Below are 22,406 nucleotides of genomic sequence, written 5' to 3' on the forward strand. Positions count from 1 at the left end.
TTCCTCCACTATTAATTATATATACTGGTCGGTTAATTAATCAAGAATGAATAAAAATTATGTTATAATTATCTAAACAATACATGTCAGGAGCGAATGGATTTGGAACAAAAACAACGCCCTCTTGGAAGGCCTCGTCAAAATAAAAATACAAAATCTACAAAAGCAACCATTTTAGAAGTTGCAACTCGGTTATTTCTTACTCAAAATTATCAAGTCGTTTCTATGGAGGAAGTAGCAAAAGTTTGTGGTGTTACGAAAGCAACCGTCTACTATTACTATTCAACAAAAGCAGATTTATTTACCGCTACTATGATTCAAATGATGGTACGTATACGTGAGAATATGTCGCAAATACTCTCTACAAACAATACTTTAGAAGAGAGATTATTAAACTTTGCTAAAGTTTACTTACATGCCACAATGGATATCGATATGAAAAACTTTATGAAAGATGCAAAACTGTCGTTATCTGAAGAACAATTGAAGGAATTAAAAAAAGCTGAAGATAGCATGTATGAAGTGTTAGAAAAAGCACTCGCTAAAGCGATGCAATTTGGAGAAATCCAAAAAGGAAACCCTAAATTTGCCGCTCATGCATTCGTATCTTTATTATCAATTGGGAATTTTAAAGATGAAAATGACAATCCTATTCTTACAAATATAGATGAATTAGCACAAGAAATCGTTTCTTTTTATTGGAACGGATTAGGACGTTAAAATTACATGGGTTTCCTTTAATAAAAAAGCATGCTTGTATTTCTTCAAACATGCTTTTTTATCATTTAAGTGTTTTATTTATATACCAACAATTAGACTACACTTTAGCATCCATTATTAAAAAATTATTATCTTCGACTTTTACAAATTTTGAAGTTGAATCTTTATATTCCCCTTACTTAATCCCCCGTGGTAACAAACTACAGATTCAATATCTAGATTTAAATACTTCTTCAAAGACTGCCATGCTTCCATAATATTTAAAGTTGTTGGAGCATGAACTCCTCCTAACACTCCATTCACACTATACATCGAGTCTCCAGCGACAAGAATTTTGCTTCGTTTCAAATATAAACTAATATGCCCCGGAGTATGCCCTGGAGTATGGAGAATTCGTATTCCACCGCAATACGGAAGTTCTTGCCCGTCAATCACAGTGTCACTCACTTTTCCTTTTGGTGGATTCTCTACATGTACATCTTTCAATAAAGGTAAATCTCCCTCAATATATGGCTTATCTAACTCGTGCGCATATACTTTAATATCGCTTACACCATTCTCAAATACATCAGGAAGGCTACCTATATGATCTATATCCTGGTGTGTCAAAATCACAACTTTTAGCTTATCAACAGATACCCCAACTCTCTCCATCTCTACTTGTATATCTTCGAATTGTCCAGGAAAACCAGTATCTATTAAAACTGCCATTTCATCATTCCATAAAAGAATTGGGTGAATGATAAATTCTTGAAATTTAAGTTGTAACATTTCTACCCCTTTAGCAATCTCCATACAGCAATTCTCCTTTATAACTGAAGTTTGAAAATATGTACGAGTAAACTGAAAATATAAAGCACCGCTATCTCATAATATGTTTTGTCATCCCAATAGAGAATGCTTCAAACCCTATAGATTCATAATAAGATTGCAATTTTTCCACACACATAAGTTGCGGAATAACCTTATTTTGTTCGCAGTGATGGATTAATCGTTTCACTATGTCTTTTCCAATACCAATATACTGATACTCCGGCATTACACATACACCGCAAATAACACCTGTTATTACACCATCTGATATAACACGCCCCATACCAATTAATTGTTGCTCTTTAAATGCGTATATTGCATACCAACTTTGTTTACACATTTGTTCTAATTCATTCACTGTTAATTTAAGAGAATTCCATCCTAAAGATTCATATAAAGCTAATAATTCATTAAATTTTGTAGGATGTTCACTTGTGTAGTGTATACTATTTTTCATGTAAATACTCCCTATTCTATAGTTTGTTAATGTTTCATAAAATTCCCCTTATGAAAATTGCGATTGACGTGAAAATAACTAGAACAAACTTCAATAAGAAAGATAGAATTCCTTCTCAACATAAAATAAAAAGAAGTTATCTCACTTGAGATAACTTCTTTTATGTAAGACTCTCATTATATTATCAACCAAAAAATATACAACTGCATACGATTAGCACAAACAAAACTAATAAACCATTTGAGAAATAACCCATTGAATACTACCCCTTTATTAAATTATGTAAAAGATTTTATCATAAAATGATTTACAACTTAATAACTGAAAAAGACATTGTATTCATTAGTTACGTATATTTAGTAATATTTTAATTTCTATTCATATTCTCCTTACTTTATTGTACTAGAAACTAAAAAGAATTCTCTTTCCCTTTTCATCCCTCAACTAAAATTCAATAATACAAATTTCAAAATGTTAATATATGATAAAATAAATTTAACAACACTTTACTTACAATAATAAGGGGGCCTGCTCATGAAGGCGAATCTAGGAACAATAAAAGAACACTTAAACAGTGAAGAAGATATTCTTTCTACACTCTACTGCGTAATAAATTTTGGTTATATCAGTAGATCTGGCATTTTAGCTGCTACAAATAAAAGATTATTGTTCTGTTCTGATGCTATGTTTGGAAAAGGACTAAAATGGGAATTCAAATATACTGAAATAGAAGATTTCAGTCATACGGATGGGGTTGTATTAGAGATGTCTGCAATTCCCTTTATCAAAAAAATAACCATGAACCATGGAGACGATTTTATTGTCTTTGATAATTTTTCAAGCCCACAAAACGTACAATCCTTTTTTAAGTTGGTTCAATCCAAGCAATAAACCTATCAAGACTCTTACATATACCATATTCTTTGACACGGTAAAGCTTATAGAATGTAAAAAGAGGGTTGCATTTGCACCCCTCTTTTTATATGTCACTGTTTTACTTTAAAATCTCTTTTTCACACATAGCTCTACTTATATTTTTTTGACTCATAATACCTTCTTAATTTTCATAATGTTTTCACCTAACTAAACGTATGATTTAGATTATCTTCATTATGCATGCTACAATCTTTCAATAGACCACATTTAACATTATATAATTTTTATAATTAGATAATACAAATTTATTTACGCTACTTTTACAGCTTTATTCTTCAAAATAAACTTTGCAAATAAGAAACGCACAAGTGGCCCCATAATAATTAATTGTAATGGATAAGCCATAATGAAATTTTTAATAAAAATTGTAAAATATATTGAAACAAATGAATCCCCTTGTAGCCCACCATGTAAATGCATCATAGTCATTCCGAAAAATGACATAAAGAACACCATTCCGATTACCATTGCTGTCGCCATCGCAACTATAATATTTATTTTCTTCGATTTATCAAACGGTAACATGAATACAATTTTTTTCGCACAAGGTCCAACGATACATATTTCAATTAATAGCGCAATAATAAATCCAATTAGTAGTTCTAATGCGATCTCCTTAATATGAATTGGCCCTCCTGATCCATTCGTTAGTAAATTGTAAAACGTCATTACGATAACCATCCCAAGGCACATCATCATACCAAATTGGAGGTTTTCCTTTCTTGTTGTTGGCAAAATTCATCATCCTTTCTCTTTGAGTCTTTGTCATTATATCGATATTGGAAACCTCTTCGTAAGTGAACATTTTGTGAACAAATTTAAAACGTTTTCATATATTTTCTTTGCTTTCAACTCAAATTCTCACTTTTACTTATAAAGGTTTTATATATTTCAATGTTGAATTACTAAATTGAAACATTACTACTAGGAGGAGAACCATGAATGAACAAGGATTTTTCGTATATCATATCGTAACAAGGAAAAAAATGAAGATTGGACAAAGCATTCAATTTAATAAAAATCAAACTAATACGCTATTCCACTTCTTTTTTGAAAGAAAACATTTAAATTCTAATGGTAAAGATTCTATACAAATTTTAAAAGAACATTATACAAATGAAGAATTACATATAAAGAATGAAAATGCTACAGTCGTTATGAATTACATGGATCAAACAATTAGAGCCATTAGAGAAACGATTGTGGAAATGGTTAGGCTGCAAGAATATCCTGATTATCCATCAAGATTGTCTTGTTTATATGCTGCTAAAAGCTATGAAGATGCTTTAAAATGGAAAGCATTATTTGATTCTTACAATCGAGAAGTTTTGCAGATTGTTAAACTACGAGTAATCGGAAGTTCTTTTGAAGGTGACGGGAATCTTTTACCGAAAGAAGATGCTATTCCTTTTTCTCAAAAAATGGAACAAGCTAGAGAATATTGGAAAGGAAATGTGAATAACGAACTCCCTGAGCTACTCATTAATGGCGAAATTGAAGTAGTCGAAATTATTGATGACTTTTCCTCAATGCATGTTTAATTTCTAACTAAATCAAATAGGATGGAGATTACAATGATGAAAAAAGTGTACTTCAATCATGATGGTGGTGTAGATGATTTAATTTCACTATTTTTATTACTTCAGATGGATAATGTCAAACTTACAGGTGTTTCAGTTATCCCTGCTGATTGCTATTTGGAACCAGCAATATCTGCAAGTCGCAAAATTATTGATCGCTTCAGCAAAGAATATATTGAAGTAGCCGCATCAAATTCCCGTGCGAAAAATCCATTTCCAAAAGACTGGCGGATGCATGCATTTTATGTAGATGCTTTACCAATTTTAAATGAGGCTGGAAAAGTTATAACACCTGTAGCAGCAAAGTCTGCACATCATCACTTAATAGAAACGCTTCTACAAACGGAAGGAAAAACAACTTTATTATTTACGGGACCCCTAACTGACCTTGCTCGTGCATTATATGAAGCTCCCATAGTCGAAGATAAAATTGAACGTCTCGTTTGGATGGGTGGTACATTTCTTACCGCAGGCAATGTACATGAACCAGAGCATGACGGAACAGCTGAGTGGAATTCATTTTGGGACCCTGAAGCAGTGGCTCGTGTATGGGAATCAAAAATTGAAATCGACTTAGTGACACTAGAAAGTACAAACCAAGTTCCATTAACTATAGACATACGTGAACGTTGGGCAAAAGAACGAAATTATATTGGTGTAGACTTCCTTGGCCAATGCTATGCGATGGTTCCTCCCCTCGTTCACTTTTCAACGAACTCTACTTACTACTTGTGGGATGTACTAACAACTGCGCTTGTCGGAAACACTAACCTCGCAAAAACTCAAACGATTAATAGTATCGTTCATACATACGGACCAAGCCAGGGGCGTACAGTGGAATTTGATGGTGGGCGACCTGTAAATGTAGTATATGATGTAAACCACAATGGATTTTTCAAATATATAACTGAATTAGCAAGGAAGGCTTCTACTTGAACCACTATCTATACGAAAAACACATAGAATGACACCCCTCCAGACAATGATTCCCCATTTAGAATTTGGTTGAAACTACATATTTAAGTATTGAAAAGAGTATTGAATTAAATTTCAATACTCTTTTTGTGCAATTTAATTATATTGGATTCATGTCGTGTCTTATTGATTATTCATTTCATAACCATTTACAAAAAACGTTATTGTTTCTAATTCATCTTCATTTAATTCTCTATCTATGTCTCGTTTATACGCTTCCTTTATCTTCCCTTCATCGCCTTTATGTATTTCAGTATAAGTTCCTACTGTTTTTAACATACGAATCTCTTGTAAAAACTCCTCTCGATTTATCGCTTCCCCATGAGAGAGAATATATGTCTCAGCATCAAATTTTTCTAATTCATCTATTAATGCAAACGTTCTTTTCGTCGTATAGTTCCACTTCGAAGAAAAAATATCTGCATATATACAGTCTCCTAAAAACAATATCTTTTCTTCTTTTATGTACATAACAACTGAATCATGTGCATGATCTCCGCCCACATGTTTTAACACGCAGGTCACCTCACCAAGGTCTAATTCAATTTGATCCTGGAACGTTAAGGTTGGAAGAATAATTTTAATATTTCTCGCTTTTTCTTCAAACTCTTTTTTGATGCAATCCGCACAAAATGCAATTTCCGTACCCTCTTTTACGCGTGCGTCCAACGCTTCATCTGTCCATTCATAAGATACTATTGCCTGCATTTCTTTTTTCGTTTCAGCGTGTGAAATAGTTAATGCATTCTGTAATACAGATAATCCAAAAATATGATCCCAATGCCAATGCGTTAGTGCTACAAAATCAGGATTCGATACATTTTTTTCTTTTAACATTTCTAAAAATAATTGTGCATGTTCCTCTGAATTCCCTGCATCGATCATTAACGTTTTTTCTTTTCCAATGACCATTCCTAATATAGGTCTATCTGTTTCAGAAACTGGTGTCATATACCAAAATGAGTTTCCTATTTTTTTAATTTGTTGCATCATTTGTTCCTCCATTTACTATTACTCTCTTGAATTATTATCTGTAGAACCTTTATCAAGCACATAGGGTGAAATTATATTGCTTTCTTTAAAACGTAATAACTTTTTCTATCCATTTAAATATGCATCCCAATCGTAGTCTTCAATTTTATAGAATCTACCTTCATCATTTCTTTCATATGCACATAAAGGTGGTTCCTCAAGAAATTTTAAAATAGAATCATCTATATTCAAAATGACTCCAATTGAAATAATTTGAAAGTTTTTAGGATTATTGACATAGTCATCACTTTCATAACCACTCAGTATTGACCAACCAGAGTCACCTTTTTCTCTTGAATCCTCTTTAAGCATAAAGTTAAATTCTCTTTTTTCAAGTACATCATTACTAACAATTACCTTCGTATCAAAATAAAAATCCCAATCTTTTGAAGATGGATCGTCATATTCCGTATCACATATATTTTCAATCCCAAATGAAATTTTATCACCTATTTTTAAATCTAAGCGATATGGTTCATTGCTCAGTTCCCCTACAAACTTCTTCTCATTTCTTTCAATGATTTCAACCCACATTCTTTCACCATTAAATCCATCTTCTTCCTCATTTTTAGATACAAAAATTAGCTTTACCAAATCCCCAACCTTTAATTTCTCCAAAACTTCTGAGCTAGGAAGGTAGAATGTATAGGGCGCTTCTTTATTTAATTCATAAACATTATCTAAGTACCAAGTCATTTTTCCTCTCCTTAAAGGCTTTTCACATTCATATTTTTAAAATAATACTATTTTTTCTTCCGGCAGACTACTACCATAGAATAGCAATCTTCTCCCAACTCATTGCCTTCCCAATCATTATATATATGTAATAATTCAAAACCATTCGCTACTAATAATCTTTCTAACTCCTGCGGGTACGTATAACGAAGATCTATCGTTGTTTTTATTTCCTCTACTAGAGTATCCCCCTCATAAAACCTTCTTGTTGTTATGTAGTGCTGTATTTGTTGAATTGAATCGTATGTCATTTCAGTATATAAATCACATTTTCTTCCCTTTTCATCATTAACAGTTGTCCAATATTCTTCTATAGATGGTTGTATTAATTCTTCTTTTGAAGGGAAACGTGTATCGAATATGAATATACCATTCTCAGCTAACACATGATGAATAGATGTTAATAATTGATTTTGATGAATATTTGTAAGGAAATGCTGGAATCCATGCCCCACCATAAATGCTAGCGAAACGGTATCTTCAATGTTCAATTGTAAGCAGTCTTGTTGTAACCATTTTACCTTCTTACAATCCGTAGTTTTTGTCTTTGCTTCAGCAAGCATGCCTTCATGTATATCTACACCAATCATTTGATATCCATTTTCTATAAATGGAATTGTAACCCTTCCTGTACCACAGGCAAGATCTAGAATCCATTCATTTTGTATATGTAGTTTTTGTGCCCATGATAGTAAAAACGGAAAATCTGATAAACTTTTATTTTCTATATCATATCGTTTTGGATTTTCGTATTCAGATAAACTCCATTTTGTTTGCAAAATTATTCCTCATTTCATATTTACACTTAAATTTAATATATAAATTATAACGAATTATTAGTTTTTTCTCTATAATCAAACACAATTACTTGGACTAATCTAACTTTCCTTTTCGTAAGCTAAAAATAAGGTGGAAGAATCGGAGTGTGATACGATGGAACGATTATGGATTCCTATGATAGTTACATTTTTTTCATTTGGTGGCTTATTATTAGGCGGTGCTGTTGGCATTGCTACGCGCCAGCTAATTGAAGAAAAAATGCATCGTTTATATGCATTATGTGGCGGAATTTTACTTGGACTCTTACTACTTGAAATTATTCCTGAAACATTTTCAAGTTATGAAATGATTGGACCTATACTTGGTATGGCTATCGGTATTTTAATTATGAGCTTATTAGATAACTATTGTCACCATCCAATGATACATACAAAAGATCAACAAGCATGGCAAACTTTCCTTTTTCTCTCTTTCGCTATATTTATTCATAATTTGCCGAGTGGATTTGCTTTAGGTACTGCTTTTATTAATCATGCTGACTCTGCCATACCTTTTTTAATAGCAATCGTCGTTCACCATATTCCTGAAGGCTTAGCATTAATTATCCCCTTTCTATTTACAAAACATAAATATATTTCCTTTTTATTAACAACTTTATTACTATCTCTTATTCTCGGTACCGGTACAGTTTTTGGCATTTTAATGGAAGGAAAAGCGCTTCATTTACAAGGACTCATTATGGGAAGTGCTATCGGTTCACTTGGCTATGTCACAATTCATGAAATGCTTTGGAAAGCAAAGAAGCAGCTCTCTTTCCTTTCATTTTTAACATGGGCATCTAGTGGATTTTTACTAATAACAGTATTTACACTATTCGCTGGTCATCATTAAAGATAATAATATTATCATTTGTATATTTTTCCTTTTTCTCCAAAACATAATAGTATCTACCTAATTATAAGGAGGAACAATTATGTTTGGAAAAACAGCCGGTGAAGCATTAGTTGATTTATTAATTGACTGGGGCGTAGAACACATATACGGTATGCCTGGAGATTCCATCAATTCTATCATTGAAGCTTTAAGAAAAAAACAAGATAAAATTAAATTCATTCAAGTTCGCCACGAAGAAGCTGGTGCATTAGCAGCGGCTGCCTATGCGAAATTAACAGGAAAACTTGGCGTTTGTATGGCAATTGCAGGACCTGGTGCTATTCATTTATTAAATGGTTTATATGATGCGAAACTCGATAAAGCCCCTGTTCTAGCAATTTCAGGTCAAGTAGAAACCGATTTACTCGGAACGGATTTTTTCCAAGAAGTAAATTTAGAAAGAATGTTTGATGATGTCGCGGTTTATAACCAGCGTATTATGTCAGCAGAGCAACTACCTGCCGTAGTGAATCAAGCAATTCGAATGGCTTATACGAAAAAAGGTGTATCCGTTCTTACAATTCCAGATGATGTCCCGAAATTCGAAGTAAAAAATGGTGCTCGTATTACAAATACTTCTTTTACTTTGCCTGAGTTGTTTCCACAAAAAGAAGATTTAGATGCAGCAAAACTCGCAATAAATGCAGCGACAAAACCTGTTATTTTAGCTGGTAAAGGAGCAAAACATGCGAGAGAATCTTTACTTGCATTTGCAGAACATATTGGTGCTCCAATCGTACTTACATTACCAGCTAAAGGCGTTATTCCAGATGAACACCCTCTTTGTATTGGTGGATTAGGATTAATCGGAACGAAACCTTCTTATGAAGCAATGAAGCATGCAGATACTTTAATTATGGTTGGTACTTCTTATCCGTTCACCGGTTTCTTACCTGAAAAAGCTAAGACAATTCATATCGATACAGATCCTGCCCAAATTGGGAAACGTTATGCGACAGATATTGGTTTAGCTGGTGATGCTGAAAAAACTTTACGATGGTTAATTGAAAATGTTGAAGAACACACAGACCATTCCTTCTTAGAACATTACCAAGACATGATGAAAAAGTGGGAAGAAAAATTACACGATCAAGAAGAAGACTCTTCCATTCCAATTAAACCACAACGCGTTATGCATGCTCTGCAGCAAGTAGCACATGATGACGCAATTCTATCAGTCGATGTCGGAAATGTAACAGTATGGACAGCAAGGCACTTCCGTATGACAAATCAACAATTTATCATTTCTAGCTGGCTCGCAACACTTGGTTGCGGTTTACCTGGTGCTCTTGCTGGAAAAATTGTATTCCCGGATAAACAAGTATTTGCAGTTTGTGGTGACGGTGGTTTTGGAATGACAATGAACGAATTCGTAACAGCTGTTAAATATAAACTACCAATTGTTGTCGTCGTATTAAACAATAATAAAATTGCGATGATTAAATTCGAGCAAGAAGTCATGGGTAATATCGAATTCGAAACAGACTTAACGAACCCTGATTTTGCAAAATATGCAGAGGCGTGTGGAGGTATCGGATACCGCGTTGAACATATAGATGAATTACTCCCAGCTTTTGAAAACGCAGTAAAACAAAACAAACCATGTATTATCGATGTAGTTGTAGATGCTAACGAAGCACCAATGCCAGCAAAAATCACATTTGGTCAAGCTGCTGGTTATACGAAGCATATGATAAAAGAATTATTTGAAGAAGGTAAGATTGATTTACCACCACTATAAACAGAAAAAGATAGCTGAAAACAAGTTGCTTTCAGCTATCTTTTTATTTTTGTATCTCTCTATAAAAAGAAAAGTCATTCGTAGTTGGTTGTACTTGTTTCTCTGCTTGCACTTCTCTACCTTTCCGCTCTGGCCTTCTCGTATTTCCTAACTTAATCGCATCTTGCATACTATTACTAACTAGATTTCCTGCGAGAATTGTCATACTATAAAAAGCAATCGGTATAAGTACAATCCATGTATGTGTAGTTAAATGGCGGAAGTTTTGACCAATTAGGCCAGTCCATTCTTTTGTTACACTATCTGGATCCATTCCACTGAAGGTTATTGTTCCGCCAAAAAATAATTGTAACAAACCAAGATGTAAAAGAAGTAATAACGTACTTACAAATTGTTGTGCTACTAATAAAAGAAATGGTGGTAACATATGAGGCCATATATGGCGCTTCAACCTCTGCCACTTACTACCGCCGAGCACAGTGGCTGCCAACATAAATTCTTCTTTCTTAATACGTTTTACTTCTTGCGCTACATACAACATCACTGTTGGTACAGCGAGACATACAAGAACTATAATTTGAAATGCCGCACGCAAATATAACGGCACAACTTCTGCTCCACTATCAAACGTTAATACTTCATTTAACATAAAATAAGAAATCATAACCATCGGTACAATACTAAAAGGATCAAAAAAGGATGAAATAACTGGAAAAGAGCGTTTACCATACATACCAAGAAGTAAACCAATTCCCCCTCCAACTATAACTCGTAAAATCGCTATAATTATACTTGCACCAACTGTCCATTTTGCACCTTCTATTATTAATTGAACAAGGTCACGACCTTTCACATCACTTCCAAACCAAAATTTACTTGATGGTGCAAATGGAGCTGCCTCTAGTTCCCCTTTTTCGTTATACATCATCGTAAGTTCACGAATATTCCCATCAAAAAACAACGTATATCCAATACTAACAATCATTAGTACACTCAAAAAAGTAATACCTATCCAAAATCTCACATCTCTTTTTACAACTTGCCACATGTTACACACGCTCCTTTATAACATTTTGTAAGAACGTATGTAATAAACGAAACAGTATAAAAAGCGGTACGTATAATATTACTAGACTCACTGTAAATATTTCTAATTTCGAATTTTCTTTTACAAAAACAAACATACCGTACGTATTAAATATCCATTCAATAATATATAAATTTGATAACATAAATAAAATATTTGTTTTTGCATAATAGATCGTTGTTAACAAAACATTTCTTGAAATATGATGTGTTAAAATATGTCTTAAACTAAGCCCTTTACTTTTAGCAAATAAACTATAATCTTTCTCTAATTCTTCTTTAAACCGTAATAACAACAGTTTAATAAACAATAATGTTGTTGGTATTGTAAGACATATAATTGGTAACAAACGTATCCTTTCTTCCCCTAATCCAGCCAGTTTGATCGGCATAACTCCTGTTTTTTGAAACATAATTACGACAAGAAGTTGCGATAATAAAATAAGTAATATATCTGGTATACTCTCAAGCGTAAGAAAAATCCCGTTCCACATTTTCTGTTTCATATGAGAACGCTGTAATACCCAAATGACAAGTATATACGCTATAAGCAAAGAGAGTAAAAAAGCTGAAAGAAATACAATCATCGTTTCAATATAATGAATCCATATTTGCGGAAATAATTTTCTTGAATCCCGAAATCCATATGTAATTTCACCCGGTTGAAGTAACTTCCCTCCAAGAAATACAATCGTATTCCAAAAACCGATTAAATCAATTTGTAATCCCTTAAATAAACGTGGTAGCGCTCCTAGGCAGATTATACATAAAATTGCAGCTACTAGTTGTAAACAAGTAATCCCACACCACTTAACCATTCGCATCAACATAACAATTTCCCCTTACCATACGATAGAATATTCAGAAATAAAAAACTAAATATATCACATCTCTTTAGCTACTGTATGTACTTGCTTTTGCCCACTTGGTAAAATAGCTTGATATAAACATGTAACAAACAATAATAAACCAAATAAAATAATATACAATGTATCTGCAAGAATCCATTTTGGGAATAACATCGCTATCGCACCGAGAGATAAAAGCTGGAATCCTGTCGTTAATGGACTAAGCAAGCTTTGTACACGCCCCATGAATGACTCTTCTACAATTTCATACATCCAGCCCGATATTGCAACATTAATAAACGGTAAAAAGAAAGTCGCAAAAGCGATACATACATAAAAAGACCATACGTGATTTACAAAGTAACACATACCGAAGAAGATCCCTGAACCTGCCATACCAAATACAATAATAGGTTTAGGAGCATATTTCTTACCTATACTCGTTGCTACTATACTTCCAATTAATAATGAAATCCCTCCAACTACACCGCCCACCATTGCTAAACTTTCATACGTTGCTGGTGCCAATTTGTATTTTAATATGTAAGTAGTAGATACGCTTAAAATACCATTTAATAAACCAAACACGATAAATCCTAAAAGTAATTTTTTTAAAGTTTCATTTTGGTATATATACTTGATCCCTTCTTTAAACTCTGTTATTAACATCTTCAAATTAACTTCTTTCCATTTTGTTCTCCCATTTGGTAAACGAACTTTTTCTGGAATGGAGATCGTTTGAATCAAAATACCACTCATAATAAAAGTGAGCGTATTTACTAAAATGCTCCCGTAAATTCCAAAAGTCCAGTACACCATCGTTGCAATTCCTACACCAAACAAAGCATACAAACTATTTACCATTTGATTCATACCCGCTGCTGCACCGTATTGGTCTGATTCAACCACTCCCTGTATCATCGACTGTTCTGATGGAGAGAAAAATTGTATACATGCATTTTCCAAAAACAAAAATATAAAGACAAGTATAATCATCCCGTAATAAAGCGAAATTAGGATTCCAATATTACAGAGCGAACAACATATATTACTTATCGTACAAATACGTTGTCTATCAAAACGATCCACTACTGTCCCTACTAATAGAAAAAAGATTAATGCAGGTAACGCAATCATAATTTGCGTCATTGTTGCGTAAACTGGTTGTTTTCCGTATTGATCTAACAAGTAAAACATTAAAGAAATTCCAGCAATCATAGAACCGAGTCGTTCTAAAATATTCGCTAGAAAAAATCGTGCATACACTTTGTTGCGAAATAACTGTAGCATTTCTTTCATATTTCGTATCCTTTCTCTCGACAAAATAGTATTATTTTAGTCATTTCTCGGAAGTTATATTATATTTTTCGACCATTATCCAATCTTTTCCTTCTATATAAAGAACAATAAAAAAACTCTTGTTATCTATACAAGAGTCTTTTTTATTTAACTTCGCTTCATGTAATGATATATCTCGCTAACTTTTTAATTCTCTATAGTTTGGATACACTTTATTTATTTTACAAATGTATCGGACATCCACTCATAAAACTTTTCCTTCTCTTCAAATTGCGGATAATGCGCGGATTTTTCAAAAGTAATAAATTCTTTTTTCTCTGCTTCAATCGTATCAAAATATGTTTTTGCCGCATGAAATGAAGTATTATAGTCATATTTCCCCATAAGGAAATAAAACGGTAACTTCAGTTTCTTCACCTTAGTAGGTAATGGATTCTTTAAATCTTTTTCTAATAAGACAGTCTGAGAGTGTGATAATCCAACGTTATAACGAATTACGTCAAACAAGTTATATTCATTACTAAGTAACATCCCGATGTTATCACCATTTGGATTTTCAATGAGTCTTGATGTTCCACCATATTTCGCAACATAATTTCGCGGAGTGTATGTATCGCCATTTTTAATTTTTTCAGTCAATCCATTTAAATAGGAAACCTCATCTGTATTCCCAGCATTTTGTGCCTGTTCAATTACATAGTTTAAACTATCCATTTCACTTTCTACTGTATCACTCATCTGCCCTATCCCAACATACGCTTCGTATTTTTCAGGTGCTTTATTAGCAGCTTGCATTCCAATATATGTACCGTAAGAATGACCAATTAATATTACCTTTTCTTTTCCCATACGTTTTGAAATATACTCTGTCATAGCTAATACATCCTCTACAAGAAGATCTGATGTAAGATTTGAATAGTCCTCAAAGAAATGATACGATTTCCCACTTCCTCTTTGATCATAATTAACTACGGTGAATTTCTCTTCCAATAATTTTTGATACTTTTGAGCATATGGTATTTCTGAAGAACCAGGTCCACCATGTACAAAAATAATAACTGGATTGTTCTTATCTTTGCCGCGTATCATAATTTCATGACTACTTCCATTTATCTCTATTTGTTCTAATGTACTTATACTGTTTTTTCCTTTTATTTGCGAAGTCCATGTAGGAAATACTAGTGCTACGATTAATGTTAGTGTAGTTATGACTCCAATAAATGTTATTAATTTTTTTATCTTCTTCATAGGATATATCCTTTCTTATAAATTTGTAAAAATAACAATTTAATTCTATAAAACTACATTAATAATATCCCATACACTTCTTAACATTCCGCTATATAAACTCTTAATATTTTCTTAATTTCCAATACATTAATCGTAGAAAAACTTAATCACAGGTATTACAAATATAGAAAAAAGCCCTTGTTTTCAAACAAGGACTCTTTTCATAAACTATTTAGCTACTTCTTCTTTCGGCATTACCATTCCTTTATACAATTGAACAGTTATCCAGTAATAGATGAAATAAATGACTAAGAAAATCCCAATTGGCACCCACACTTTTACAAACGGGTCAACTAATATAAAACTAAATAAGTTAAGCCCTACTAACACGTGAGAAATACCAATGATTGCTGGGAAGATAAATAAATATGAAATTTCTTTATATATACTTTTCGTTAACATACTACGTCTCACACCGATTTTTCGTAACATTTCATAACGGCGTACATCACGAGAAGCACCTGTTAATATTTTGAACATAAGGGAACTTGCCATCATTGCTAAAAAGGCAATTCCGAGGAAAAATCCCATAAACATTGTTCCGCTCATGAAACTGTTCATAAATTGATAAATTGTCATTTTCGTAAATAAGTCTACTTTTGCACCTGTTGTTTTTTCAATTTGTTCTTTTTGTCTCTTATCTATTTCGATCAACAACGGTTTATACTTTTTCATATCATCTACTTTTGCTAATGTTACAGTGTGTTCTGTTCCTTGAATTCCTTTATAATGTGCTTCATCTGCAATTCTTACAGGTTTTCCGTTAAATTGATTATGTGTAATTTGTATTTCTCTTACAATTGCATCTTCCCAATCTCTCGGCATACGAGGGAATTTTGCTAATTCAGGAGCCTCTAAAGCAGAATATACAGGTTCAGTTAAAGGTTCAGTCACACGTTTACGAACAGGCTCTTTTAAAGTTTTTGTATCAAAGTGGTCTGAAACAAGTGGCGGTTTCGCAGTTAAATCGTTACGTAAATAATAAACCGCTTCTCCATCTACTTTATACTTGTACTTGCTTTCTTCCACAATTTCCATTTCTTTTAATGCAGCTGTATCTTGTTCATTCGGATCATGAATTACGACATCATACACACGTGAGAAGTCTGTCATAATACCTACATTTTTTTGGAACGCCATACCTGCTGTCATCGCACCTGCTCCTAATGCAATTAACATTGCTACAGTACCTAATACTCTCGATAAACTATTTACTCGAAAGCGTAGCTGTGCATATGTAAAACTATTTAAGCCCGTTTCATTTCGCTTTTTATTCCCTTTAATTTTCATCACAAAAAATGGGAGCAATGAACTAAAGATAAAATATGTTCCAAGCGTTGTAACGATTGTCGCTATTATAAAACCAAATTCAGCATATATTTTTACGTTAATCATAAAATAGTACCCTGTACTTACTAGTAATACACCAAGTACAGTCATTATAATAATGCGAGTTTTACTTTTCTTCACTTCATCTAGTGTTTCATCTTCACGTATTAATTCTAATTCTGTTTTACGTAATAAACGGATGCTATTCATTAAACCAGTAATAAAAAATAATATTAAGAAGAATATAGCTGTAACTATGATTGCTGGTGTATATACAGATGAATAACTACCCTTTGCTGAAATTTCCATACCATTCATTAAAAAATTTCCTGCTACACTTGCAAGTAACATCCCTACTAAAATCCCGATAATAATACTAACAATACCCATACCGAATGTTTCAATAAATAATAATTGTGCTACTTTTTTCTTTTTCGCTCCGAGCATCATGTACATACCGAGTTCTTTTCTTCTTAATGTGAGTAAGAAAGAATTGGCATATATAATATAAAATACTGTAATGAAAGATAATAGTATTGCACCTACCCAGAATACGAGTCTTATACTACTAATAAGACTATTATCTTTCGTAAATTCACTATTCATCGCCATCGTTTGGAACATGTAAAAAATACTAATACTAATAACGAGACCGATAAGTAAAACCATATAATCTTTTAACATTTTTTTCATACTATGACGTGATAATTTGAATGACATAGTCTCTCCCCCCTACTTAGACTCAGCAGGTGAGCCCATATGAGCGAGCACACCTAAAATGTCTTGATAGAAACTTTCTCGCGTTCCTTGACGCTTTAATTCTTTATATAAAAGACCATCTTGAATAAATAAAATACGTTCACAATAACTGGCACTAAATGCATCGTGTGTCACCATCAAAATACTTACATTGTGATTTTCATGTAAATCTTGCATCGCTTCTAATAAGCTTTTTGCATTTTTACTATCAAGCGCTCCTGTCGGTTCATCTGCTAATACGATTGCTGGATTATGTACTAAAGCTCGTGCTGCCGCTGTTCTTTGCTTTTGTCCACCAGAAACAGCAGTTGGATATTTTGTTAAAATTTCAGTAATTCCTAATTTCTTCGCCACCTCATTTACCTTTCCAGTAATCTCACTTGAAGGTACACCTTGCAGAGAAAGTGGTAAAGCAATATTTTCATAAATTGATAAGTTTTCTAGTAAGTTAAAATCTTGAAAGATGAACCCTAATTTTTGAGATCGAAAATCTGATAATGCATTCCCCTTCATAGAAGTAATATTTGTACCAGCTATTGTCACACTGCCACCTGTCGCTTGATCCAATGTACTAATCACATTCAGTAAAGTCGTCTTTCCAGATCCAGAAGGACCCATAATCCCTACAAATTCCCCTTCTTTAATACTTAATGACACACCCCTTAATGCTTTTGACTGATTCTCATTTCTTTTCCCATACGTTTTTTCTACACTTTCTACAGTAACTACATTTGTTGACATCTCTTTCACTCCATCCCTTTTGTATAAATTTAATTTCTCACACATTTCTTATCTTTTTCTCATGTAAATTCTTAAGAATTTTTTAATTCTTCAAACTAAAAAGGTTATACAGATAACATGAACCTATTTCCTACTTCATATTCTCATCTTTCTACAACTCGTTCCTTCGATTTCGCTTACATTTACCTTACATTTTTGTAAGGTAAAAAAGAAAACACACCATTATGAATTGGTGTGTTTTCTCTTTAAACTCTATTTCCGATTATTTATTTCCTCTTTCATACTTTCCACAAATCCATTTAGTTCAACAACTTCTGATTTTTCTTCCCCATATTTACGTACATTTACAGCTCCGTTTTCCATTTCCTTATCCCCAATAACAAGAACATAAGGAACTTTTTGCATTTGTGCTTCTCTAATTTTATATCCTAATTTTTCATCTCGTACATCTCGTTCGACACGAACACCAGCTTGTGCTAATTTATCCGCAATCTCATCTGCGTATTGTACATGGACTGCATTCGAAACTGGAATGACTTTCACTTGAACTGGTGCCACCCATGCCGGGAATGCACCACCAAAGTGCTCAATTAATATTGCTAAAAATCGGTCTAAAGATCCTAATACTGCTCTATGAATGACAACTGGTCTTCTCTTTTCATTCTTCTCATCTATATAATTTAAGTCAAACTTTTCGGGCATTTGGAAATCTAGCTGGATTGTTCCGCACTGATGACTTCTATTTAAAGCATCTTTAATATGGAAGTCAATTTTCGGTCCGTAAAATGCACCGTCACCTTCATTTAGTCTATATTTACAATTCAATGAATGTAATACATTTGCTAACGCCGCTTCTGCTTGTTCCCACAACTTATCATCACCCATTGAATCTTCTGGACGAGTAGAAAGTTCTACTTCATATTCAAATCCAAAAGTTTTATATACATAATCGATTTGCGCCATTACAGATTTGATTTCATCTTCAATTTGTTCTGGAGTTACAAATAAATGTGCATCATCTTGGCAGAAAGTACGTACTCTTAATAATCCGTTTAACGCCCCACTAAATTCATGGCGATGTACTTGACCAAACTCACACATACGAATCGGTAATTCGCGATAAGAATGCAATTTATTTTTGAACATTAACATATGACCTGGGCAGTTCATTGGTTTTAATGCAAAACTTTTATTATCCACTTCTGAGAAATACATATTATCTTTATAATGTCCCCAGTGCCCTGATCTTTCCCATACTTCTTGGTTCATCATGAATGGAGTGCGTACTTCTTGATAATTATATTCTTTTTGAATTTCTCTTAAAAAAGCTTCTAATTCATTACGAATAATTTGACCTTTCGGTAAATAAAACGGCATTCCCGGAGCCTCTTCAGAAAACATAAATAACTCAAGCTCACTCCCTAATTTACGATGATTTCTTTTTGCTGCTTCTTCAACGAAATGTAAATACTCTTCTAATTCTTTCTGGGAAGAGAATGCAACACCATATATGCGCTGAAGCACTTGATTGTTACTATCTCCTCGCCAATATGCACCGGAAACGTGAGTTAATTGAAAGGCTTTCAAATAACCTGTAGATGGTAAATGTGGTCCTCTACATAAATCTACAAATTCACCTTGCTTATATAGTGTTACACTTTCCTCACTAGGAATTGCTTCTAAAAGTTCTAATTTCAAGCGATCGTTCATTTCTTGAAACAGTTTAGCTGCTTCTTCTCGAGAAACCTCAACTCGTTCTATCTTGATATTTTCATTTATGATCTTTTTCATTTCTTTTTCAATTTCCCGTAAATCTTCTACGTTTACACTACTTGGAAGATCCATATCATAATAAAATCCATTTTCAATTACCGGTCCTACACCAAGGTTTACATTACCATAAATTCTTTTTATAGCTTGCGCTAAAATATGTGCCGCAGAGTGTCTTGCAATTTCTACACCTTCATCTGAATCTATAGTAACGATTTCTACTTCCGCATTTTCTTCAATATTACGGCGTAAATCATATAACCCATCATTTACTTTCCCTGCGACTGCTTTCTTTTTTAAACTACTGCTAATAGATCCAGCAATTTCTTCTAAAGTAATTCCTTTTACAAATTCTTTCACACTACCATCTGGAAATTTAATTTCAATCATTTGTTCTTTCATTTTTCATCTCTCCATTTCATAATAAAAAGCACACTCATCCCTACAATAGGGACGAGCGTGCTTATACCCGTGGTTCCACCCAGATTCCCATCATAAAAAACATAATGGCTTCATTTACGGTAACGTCGTTTACACGGCACTAGATACTTCATTTCCCCAGTGCAGCTCTAAGGTGGTAAGTTATTTTTCTGCGTTAGGAAGTTCTCAGCTTTCCTTCCTTCTCTGTATAACCGGGGAAAATAACTCGTGTCCTTTTCTTCGCTTATTATGAAATTGAATGCAAAAAAGCATATTCATCCCTAAAATAGGGACGAATATGCTTATATCCGTGGTTCCACCCAGATTCCCATCACAAAAAACATAATGGCTTCTTTTGCGATAACGTCGCTTACACGGCACTAGATACTTCGTTTCCCTAGTGCAGCTCTAAGGTGGTAAGTTATTTTTCTGCGTTAGGAAGTTCTCAGCTTTCCTTCCTTCTCTGTATAACCGGGGAAAATAACTCGTGTCCTTTTCTTTGCTTTTTTAAATACATCCATTAATTGTTATTTACTATATCTTATTCATTTTATTTTTGCAAGTGTTTGGAAAAGATTTTTTATTTAATAAAAAAAGAAACCAAAAAATGTTTTTGGTTTCTCCTTCTCAATTTTACCACTCTTGTGGTTCGTAATTTAAGTCTGCAAATAGACGGCGTTTCTCTTTCTTCGTTAAATCTCTCCACTGTCCAACTGGTAAATTATTTAATTCAATATTCATAATTCTCGTACGTTTTAACGTATATACTTGATACCCTAAAGCTTCACACATACGGCGAATTTGACGATTCAATCCTTGTGTTAAAATAATTTTGAACTCATATTTTGATAACTGTGTGATCTCACAAGGAAGTGTTTTTGTACCTAGAATTTTAACACCCGCTGCCATTTTTTCTAAGAAATCAGGTGTAATTGGCTTATCTACTGAAACGATATATTCTTTCTCATGTTTGTTTTCAGCACGTAAAATTTCATTAACAATATCACCATCATTCGTTAACAAAATTAAACCATCTGAATCTTTATCAAGACGTCCAATGTGACTAATTCGTAATGGATGATTCACTAGATCGATAATATTACCTTTTACTGATTTTTCACTCGTACATGTAATACCTACTGGTTTATTTAAAGCGATATATACGTGATCTCGAGCAATGCGAAGTTGCTCTCCATTTACGCGTACATCATCACCTGGATTCACTTGGTCACCAATTTTTGCAACCTTACCGTTAATAATTACTCTTCTCTCATTAATTAATTTATCTGCTCCGCGTCGAGACGCTTTTCCAGCTTCACTAATAAATTTATTGATACGCAAATTAGGCACATCCTTTTCTAAAAAAATTTCAAGCTCACACTGCTTCTACCGTACAATACAAAAGGGTAAGCCTCCTATTATAACTTAAATATATTAACATGAAAGGGCATATAACGTCTTCTATTAATTACTTATTTATAAGAAAATATCTTTATTATACATTCATTTATGCACTTTTTCCGTGCTTAATATACAAACCATTCTTCCTTACATACAACTTGTTTACCTCTCATATCTTCTATATCTTCATGAATATTAGCTAGTTTATACAACTCAGGGAAAATCTCTTCTACATAATTTTGATGTGCCATTCCATCTTTCCAATAAGTTAACACGATGTAACGATTTTCATTTTTTAAAGACTTCCCAACTACCCCACCTAGCATCCCTTTTATATTTTTCATTCCTTTATTCCAAATTGTTTCTTGTTTATGTAAAAATTGCTTTTCTTTTTCTTCCTTTACATCACATACAGCCGCCCTTACGAAGGATCCTTCTGTAACAACGTCTTTCAAAGGCACTTCTGCTATATCATACAACGTTTGAAATAATTCGATTTCACATGAAAGAAACGTATCCTCTTGATTACTATTTAAATAAATTGTATCGTGAGCACCATTCATAAATGATTGATATGCATTTCTATCTTCCCATAAAGTAAATACACATGCCTCATTTTCATTCCATCCACCAAATTGTCCATAAAAACCATCTAGGTGCTGTATATCACGCCATTTTTCTTGTGCCATTGAAAATAACTCTTTTTTCTCTTCTTCTACTTTACAATAGATTGTTTTTAGTAGCATTTTTAATTTCCCCTT

The 22,406-nt window shown here is 33.1% G+C and carries 21 protein-coding genes and 2 other annotated features; of the genes, 6 read left to right on the forward strand and 15 right to left on the reverse strand.

Annotated features, from left to right (window positions below; all coding sequences use genetic code 11):
- Positions 1 to 102: 102 nt before the first annotated feature.
- Positions 103 to 720, forward strand: a complete 618-nt coding sequence (locus QCI47_RS15795) for a TetR/AcrR family transcriptional regulator (RefSeq protein ID WP_000435998.1) — start codon at positions 103 to 105, stop codon at positions 718 to 720.
- Positions 721 to 861: 141 nt separating this feature from the next.
- Here the strand turns inward: QCI47_RS15795 and QCI47_RS15800 are convergent, their stop codons facing one another.
- Both QCI47_RS15800 and QCI47_RS15805 read right to left on the reverse strand, forming a co-directional pair.
- Positions 862 to 1,515, reverse strand: coding sequence for an MBL fold metallo-hydrolase (locus QCI47_RS15800; RefSeq protein WP_071742215.1), 654 nt, complete (start codon positions 1,513 to 1,515; stop codon positions 862 to 864).
- A gap of 67 nt (positions 1,516 to 1,582) precedes the next feature.
- Entirely contained in the window at positions 1,583 to 1,990 is a 408-nt protein-coding gene (locus QCI47_RS15805; RefSeq protein ID WP_000797950.1) for a GNAT family N-acetyltransferase, read from the reverse strand.
- A gap of 534 nt (positions 1,991 to 2,524) precedes the next feature.
- On the opposite strand from QCI47_RS15805, the gene QCI47_RS15810 reads away from it, so the two are divergent.
- The gene (locus tag QCI47_RS15810; protein WP_000646618.1) at positions 2,525 to 2,881 is read left to right on the forward strand and encodes a PH domain-containing protein; all 357 of its coding nucleotides are present in this window, start codon (positions 2,525 to 2,527) and stop codon (positions 2,879 to 2,881) included.
- Between the two features lie 294 nt (positions 2,882 to 3,175).
- Here QCI47_RS15810 and QCI47_RS15815 read toward each other — a convergent pair whose 3' ends face one another.
- The gene (locus QCI47_RS15815; RefSeq protein ID WP_001143424.1) at positions 3,176 to 3,661 is read right to left on the reverse strand and encodes a DUF2798 domain-containing protein; all 486 of its coding nucleotides are present in this window, start codon (positions 3,659 to 3,661) and stop codon (positions 3,176 to 3,178) included.
- A gap of 203 nt (positions 3,662 to 3,864) precedes the next feature.
- On the opposite strand from QCI47_RS15815, the gene QCI47_RS15820 reads away from it, so the two are divergent.
- Both QCI47_RS15820 and QCI47_RS15825 read left to right on the forward strand, forming a co-directional pair.
- Positions 3,865 to 4,467 carry a DUF2441 domain-containing protein gene (locus tag QCI47_RS15820; RefSeq protein WP_001005240.1) on the forward strand — a complete coding sequence of 201 codons (603 nt, stop codon included), beginning with the start codon at positions 3,865 to 3,867 and terminating at the stop codon, positions 4,465 to 4,467.
- A gap of 33 nt (positions 4,468 to 4,500) precedes the next feature.
- Positions 4,501 to 5,442, forward strand: coding sequence for a nucleoside hydrolase (locus tag QCI47_RS15825; RefSeq protein WP_061130756.1), 942 nt, complete (start codon positions 4,501 to 4,503; stop codon positions 5,440 to 5,442).
- 162 nt (positions 5,443 to 5,604) lie between these two features.
- Here QCI47_RS15825 and QCI47_RS15830 read toward each other — a convergent pair whose 3' ends face one another.
- The 3 genes from QCI47_RS15830 to QCI47_RS15840 form a co-directional block, all read right to left on the reverse strand.
- Positions 5,605 to 6,471 (reverse strand): MBL fold metallo-hydrolase, encoded by an 867-nt coding sequence (locus QCI47_RS15830; protein ID WP_001184077.1) that lies wholly within the window; start codon positions 6,469 to 6,471, stop codon positions 5,605 to 5,607.
- 108 nt (positions 6,472 to 6,579) lie between these two features.
- Entirely contained in the window at positions 6,580 to 7,209 is a 630-nt protein-coding gene (locus QCI47_RS15835; protein WP_000220342.1) for an immunity protein Imm33 domain-containing protein, read from the reverse strand.
- Positions 7,210 to 7,256: 47 nt separating this feature from the next.
- Positions 7,257 to 8,027, reverse strand: coding sequence for a class I SAM-dependent methyltransferase (locus QCI47_RS15840; RefSeq protein WP_309422734.1), 771 nt, complete (start codon positions 8,025 to 8,027; stop codon positions 7,257 to 7,259).
- A gap of 154 nt (positions 8,028 to 8,181) precedes the next feature.
- On the opposite strand from QCI47_RS15840, the gene QCI47_RS15845 reads away from it, so the two are divergent.
- Entirely contained in the window at positions 8,182 to 8,919 is a 738-nt protein-coding gene (locus QCI47_RS15845) for a ZIP family metal transporter (protein ID WP_000440593.1), read from the forward strand.
- An 82-nt stretch (positions 8,920 to 9,001) separates the two neighbouring features.
- Complete coding sequence (locus QCI47_RS15850) at positions 9,002 to 10,702, forward strand: pyruvate oxidase (RefSeq protein WP_309422735.1); 1,701 nt, start codon at positions 9,002 to 9,004, stop codon at positions 10,700 to 10,702.
- Positions 10,703 to 10,745: 43 nt separating this feature from the next.
- Here the strand turns inward: QCI47_RS15850 and QCI47_RS15855 are convergent, their stop codons facing one another.
- The 9 genes from QCI47_RS15855 to QCI47_RS15895 all read right to left on the reverse strand — a co-directional run bounded on the left by QCI47_RS15855 (position 10,746) and on the right by QCI47_RS15895 (position 22,391).
- On the reverse strand, positions 10,746 to 11,750 hold the full coding sequence (locus tag QCI47_RS15855; RefSeq protein ID WP_309422736.1) for an ABC transporter permease subunit: 1,005 nt from the start codon (positions 11,748 to 11,750) through the stop codon (positions 10,746 to 10,748).
- Between the two features lies 1 nt (position 11,751).
- Positions 11,752 to 12,618 carry an ABC transporter permease subunit gene (locus tag QCI47_RS15860; protein ID WP_000929038.1) on the reverse strand — a complete coding sequence of 289 codons (867 nt, stop codon included), beginning with the start codon at positions 12,616 to 12,618 and terminating at the stop codon, positions 11,752 to 11,754.
- A 54-nt stretch (positions 12,619 to 12,672) separates the two neighbouring features.
- Complete coding sequence (locus QCI47_RS15865; RefSeq protein WP_255254330.1) at positions 12,673 to 13,944, reverse strand: MFS transporter; 1,272 nt, start codon at positions 13,942 to 13,944, stop codon at positions 12,673 to 12,675.
- Positions 13,945 to 14,151: 207 nt separating this feature from the next.
- A complete protein-coding gene (locus tag QCI47_RS15870; protein WP_000721363.1) occupies positions 14,152 to 15,183 on the reverse strand; it encodes an alpha/beta hydrolase in 1,032 nt (343 codons plus the stop codon).
- A gap of 210 nt (positions 15,184 to 15,393) precedes the next feature.
- Positions 15,394 to 17,274, reverse strand: coding sequence for an FtsX-like permease family protein (locus tag QCI47_RS15875; protein ID WP_353811854.1), 1,881 nt, complete (start codon positions 17,272 to 17,274; stop codon positions 15,394 to 15,396).
- A 12-nt stretch (positions 17,275 to 17,286) separates the two neighbouring features.
- The gene (locus tag QCI47_RS15880) at positions 17,287 to 18,054 is read right to left on the reverse strand and encodes an ABC transporter ATP-binding protein (RefSeq protein ID WP_353811855.1); all 768 of its coding nucleotides are present in this window, start codon (positions 18,052 to 18,054) and stop codon (positions 17,287 to 17,289) included.
- 252 nt (positions 18,055 to 18,306) lie between these two features.
- On the reverse strand, positions 18,307 to 20,226 hold the full coding sequence (thrS, locus tag QCI47_RS15885) for a threonine--tRNA ligase (protein WP_076868064.1): 1,920 nt from the start codon (positions 20,224 to 20,226) through the stop codon (positions 18,307 to 18,309).
- 44 nt (positions 20,227 to 20,270) lie between these two features.
- Positions 20,271 to 20,494 (reverse strand) — a binding site (T-box leader).
- A gap of 35 nt (positions 20,495 to 20,529) precedes the next feature.
- Positions 20,530 to 20,753 (reverse strand) — a binding site (T-box leader).
- 124 nt (positions 20,754 to 20,877) lie between these two features.
- Positions 20,878 to 21,585, reverse strand: a complete 708-nt coding sequence (rluF, locus tag QCI47_RS15890) for a 23S rRNA pseudouridine(2604) synthase RluF (RefSeq protein ID WP_001222168.1) — start codon at positions 21,583 to 21,585, stop codon at positions 20,878 to 20,880.
- Between the two features lie 185 nt (positions 21,586 to 21,770).
- Positions 21,771 to 22,391, reverse strand: a complete 621-nt coding sequence (locus QCI47_RS15895) for a YdbC family protein (protein WP_076868063.1) — start codon at positions 22,389 to 22,391, stop codon at positions 21,771 to 21,773.
- Positions 22,392 to 22,406 lie beyond the last annotated feature (15 nt).

Origin of the sequence: Bacillus cereus group sp. RP29, from assembly GCF_040459765.1 — a bacterium.
GTDB classification, from domain to species: Bacteria; Bacillota; Bacilli; order Bacillales; family Bacillaceae_G; genus Bacillus_A; species Bacillus_A paranthracis.

What these genes read in the sequence shown, in the direction of transcription:
- QCI47_RS15800 (WP_071742215.1), bottom strand. Translation starts at nt 1,515, where the DNA reads ATGGAGATTGCTAAAGGGGTAGAAATGTTACAACTTAAATTTCAAGAA.
- QCI47_RS15805 (WP_000797950.1), bottom strand. Translation starts at nt 1,990, where the DNA reads ATGAAAAATAGTATACACTACACAAGTGAACATCCTACAAAATTTAAT.
- QCI47_RS15810 (WP_000646618.1), top strand. Translation starts at nt 2,525, where the DNA reads ATGAAGGCGAATCTAGGAACAATAAAAGAACACTTAAACAGTGAAGAA.
- QCI47_RS15820 (WP_001005240.1), top strand. Translation starts at nt 3,865, where the DNA reads ATGAATGAACAAGGATTTTTCGTATATCATATCGTAACAAGGAAAAAA.
- QCI47_RS15825 (WP_061130756.1), top strand. Translation starts at nt 4,501, where the DNA reads ATGATGAAAAAAGTGTACTTCAATCATGATGGTGGTGTAGATGATTTA.
- QCI47_RS15830 (WP_001184077.1), bottom strand. Translation starts at nt 6,471, where the DNA reads ATGCAACAAATTAAAAAAATAGGAAACTCATTTTGGTATATGACACCA.
- QCI47_RS15835 (WP_000220342.1), bottom strand. Translation starts at nt 7,209, where the DNA reads ATGACTTGGTACTTAGATAATGTTTATGAATTAAATAAAGAAGCGCCC.
- QCI47_RS15845 (WP_000440593.1), top strand. Translation starts at nt 8,182, where the DNA reads ATGGAACGATTATGGATTCCTATGATAGTTACATTTTTTTCATTTGGT.
- QCI47_RS15850 (WP_309422735.1), top strand. Translation starts at nt 9,002, where the DNA reads ATGTTTGGAAAAACAGCCGGTGAAGCATTAGTTGATTTATTAATTGAC.
- QCI47_RS15855 (WP_309422736.1), bottom strand. Translation starts at nt 11,750, where the DNA reads ATGTGGCAAGTTGTAAAAAGAGATGTGAGATTTTGGATAGGTATTACT.
- QCI47_RS15860 (WP_000929038.1), bottom strand. Translation starts at nt 12,618, where the DNA reads ATGTTGATGCGAATGGTTAAGTGGTGTGGGATTACTTGTTTACAACTA.
- QCI47_RS15870 (WP_000721363.1), bottom strand. Translation starts at nt 15,183, where the DNA reads ATGAAGAAGATAAAAAAATTAATAACATTTATTGGAGTCATAACTACA.
- QCI47_RS15875 (WP_353811854.1), bottom strand. Translation starts at nt 17,274, where the DNA reads ATGTCATTCAAATTATCACGTCATAGTATGAAAAAAATGTTAAAAGAT.
- QCI47_RS15880 (WP_353811855.1), bottom strand. Translation starts at nt 18,054, where the DNA reads ATGTCAACAAATGTAGTTACTGTAGAAAGTGTAGAAAAAACGTATGGG.
- thrS (WP_076868064.1), bottom strand. Translation starts at nt 20,226, where the DNA reads ATGAAAGAACAAATGATTGAAATTAAATTTCCAGATGGTAGTGTGAAA.
- QCI47_RS15895 (WP_076868063.1), bottom strand. Translation starts at nt 22,391, where the DNA reads ATGCTACTAAAAACAATCTATTGTAAAGTAGAAGAAGAGAAAAAAGAG.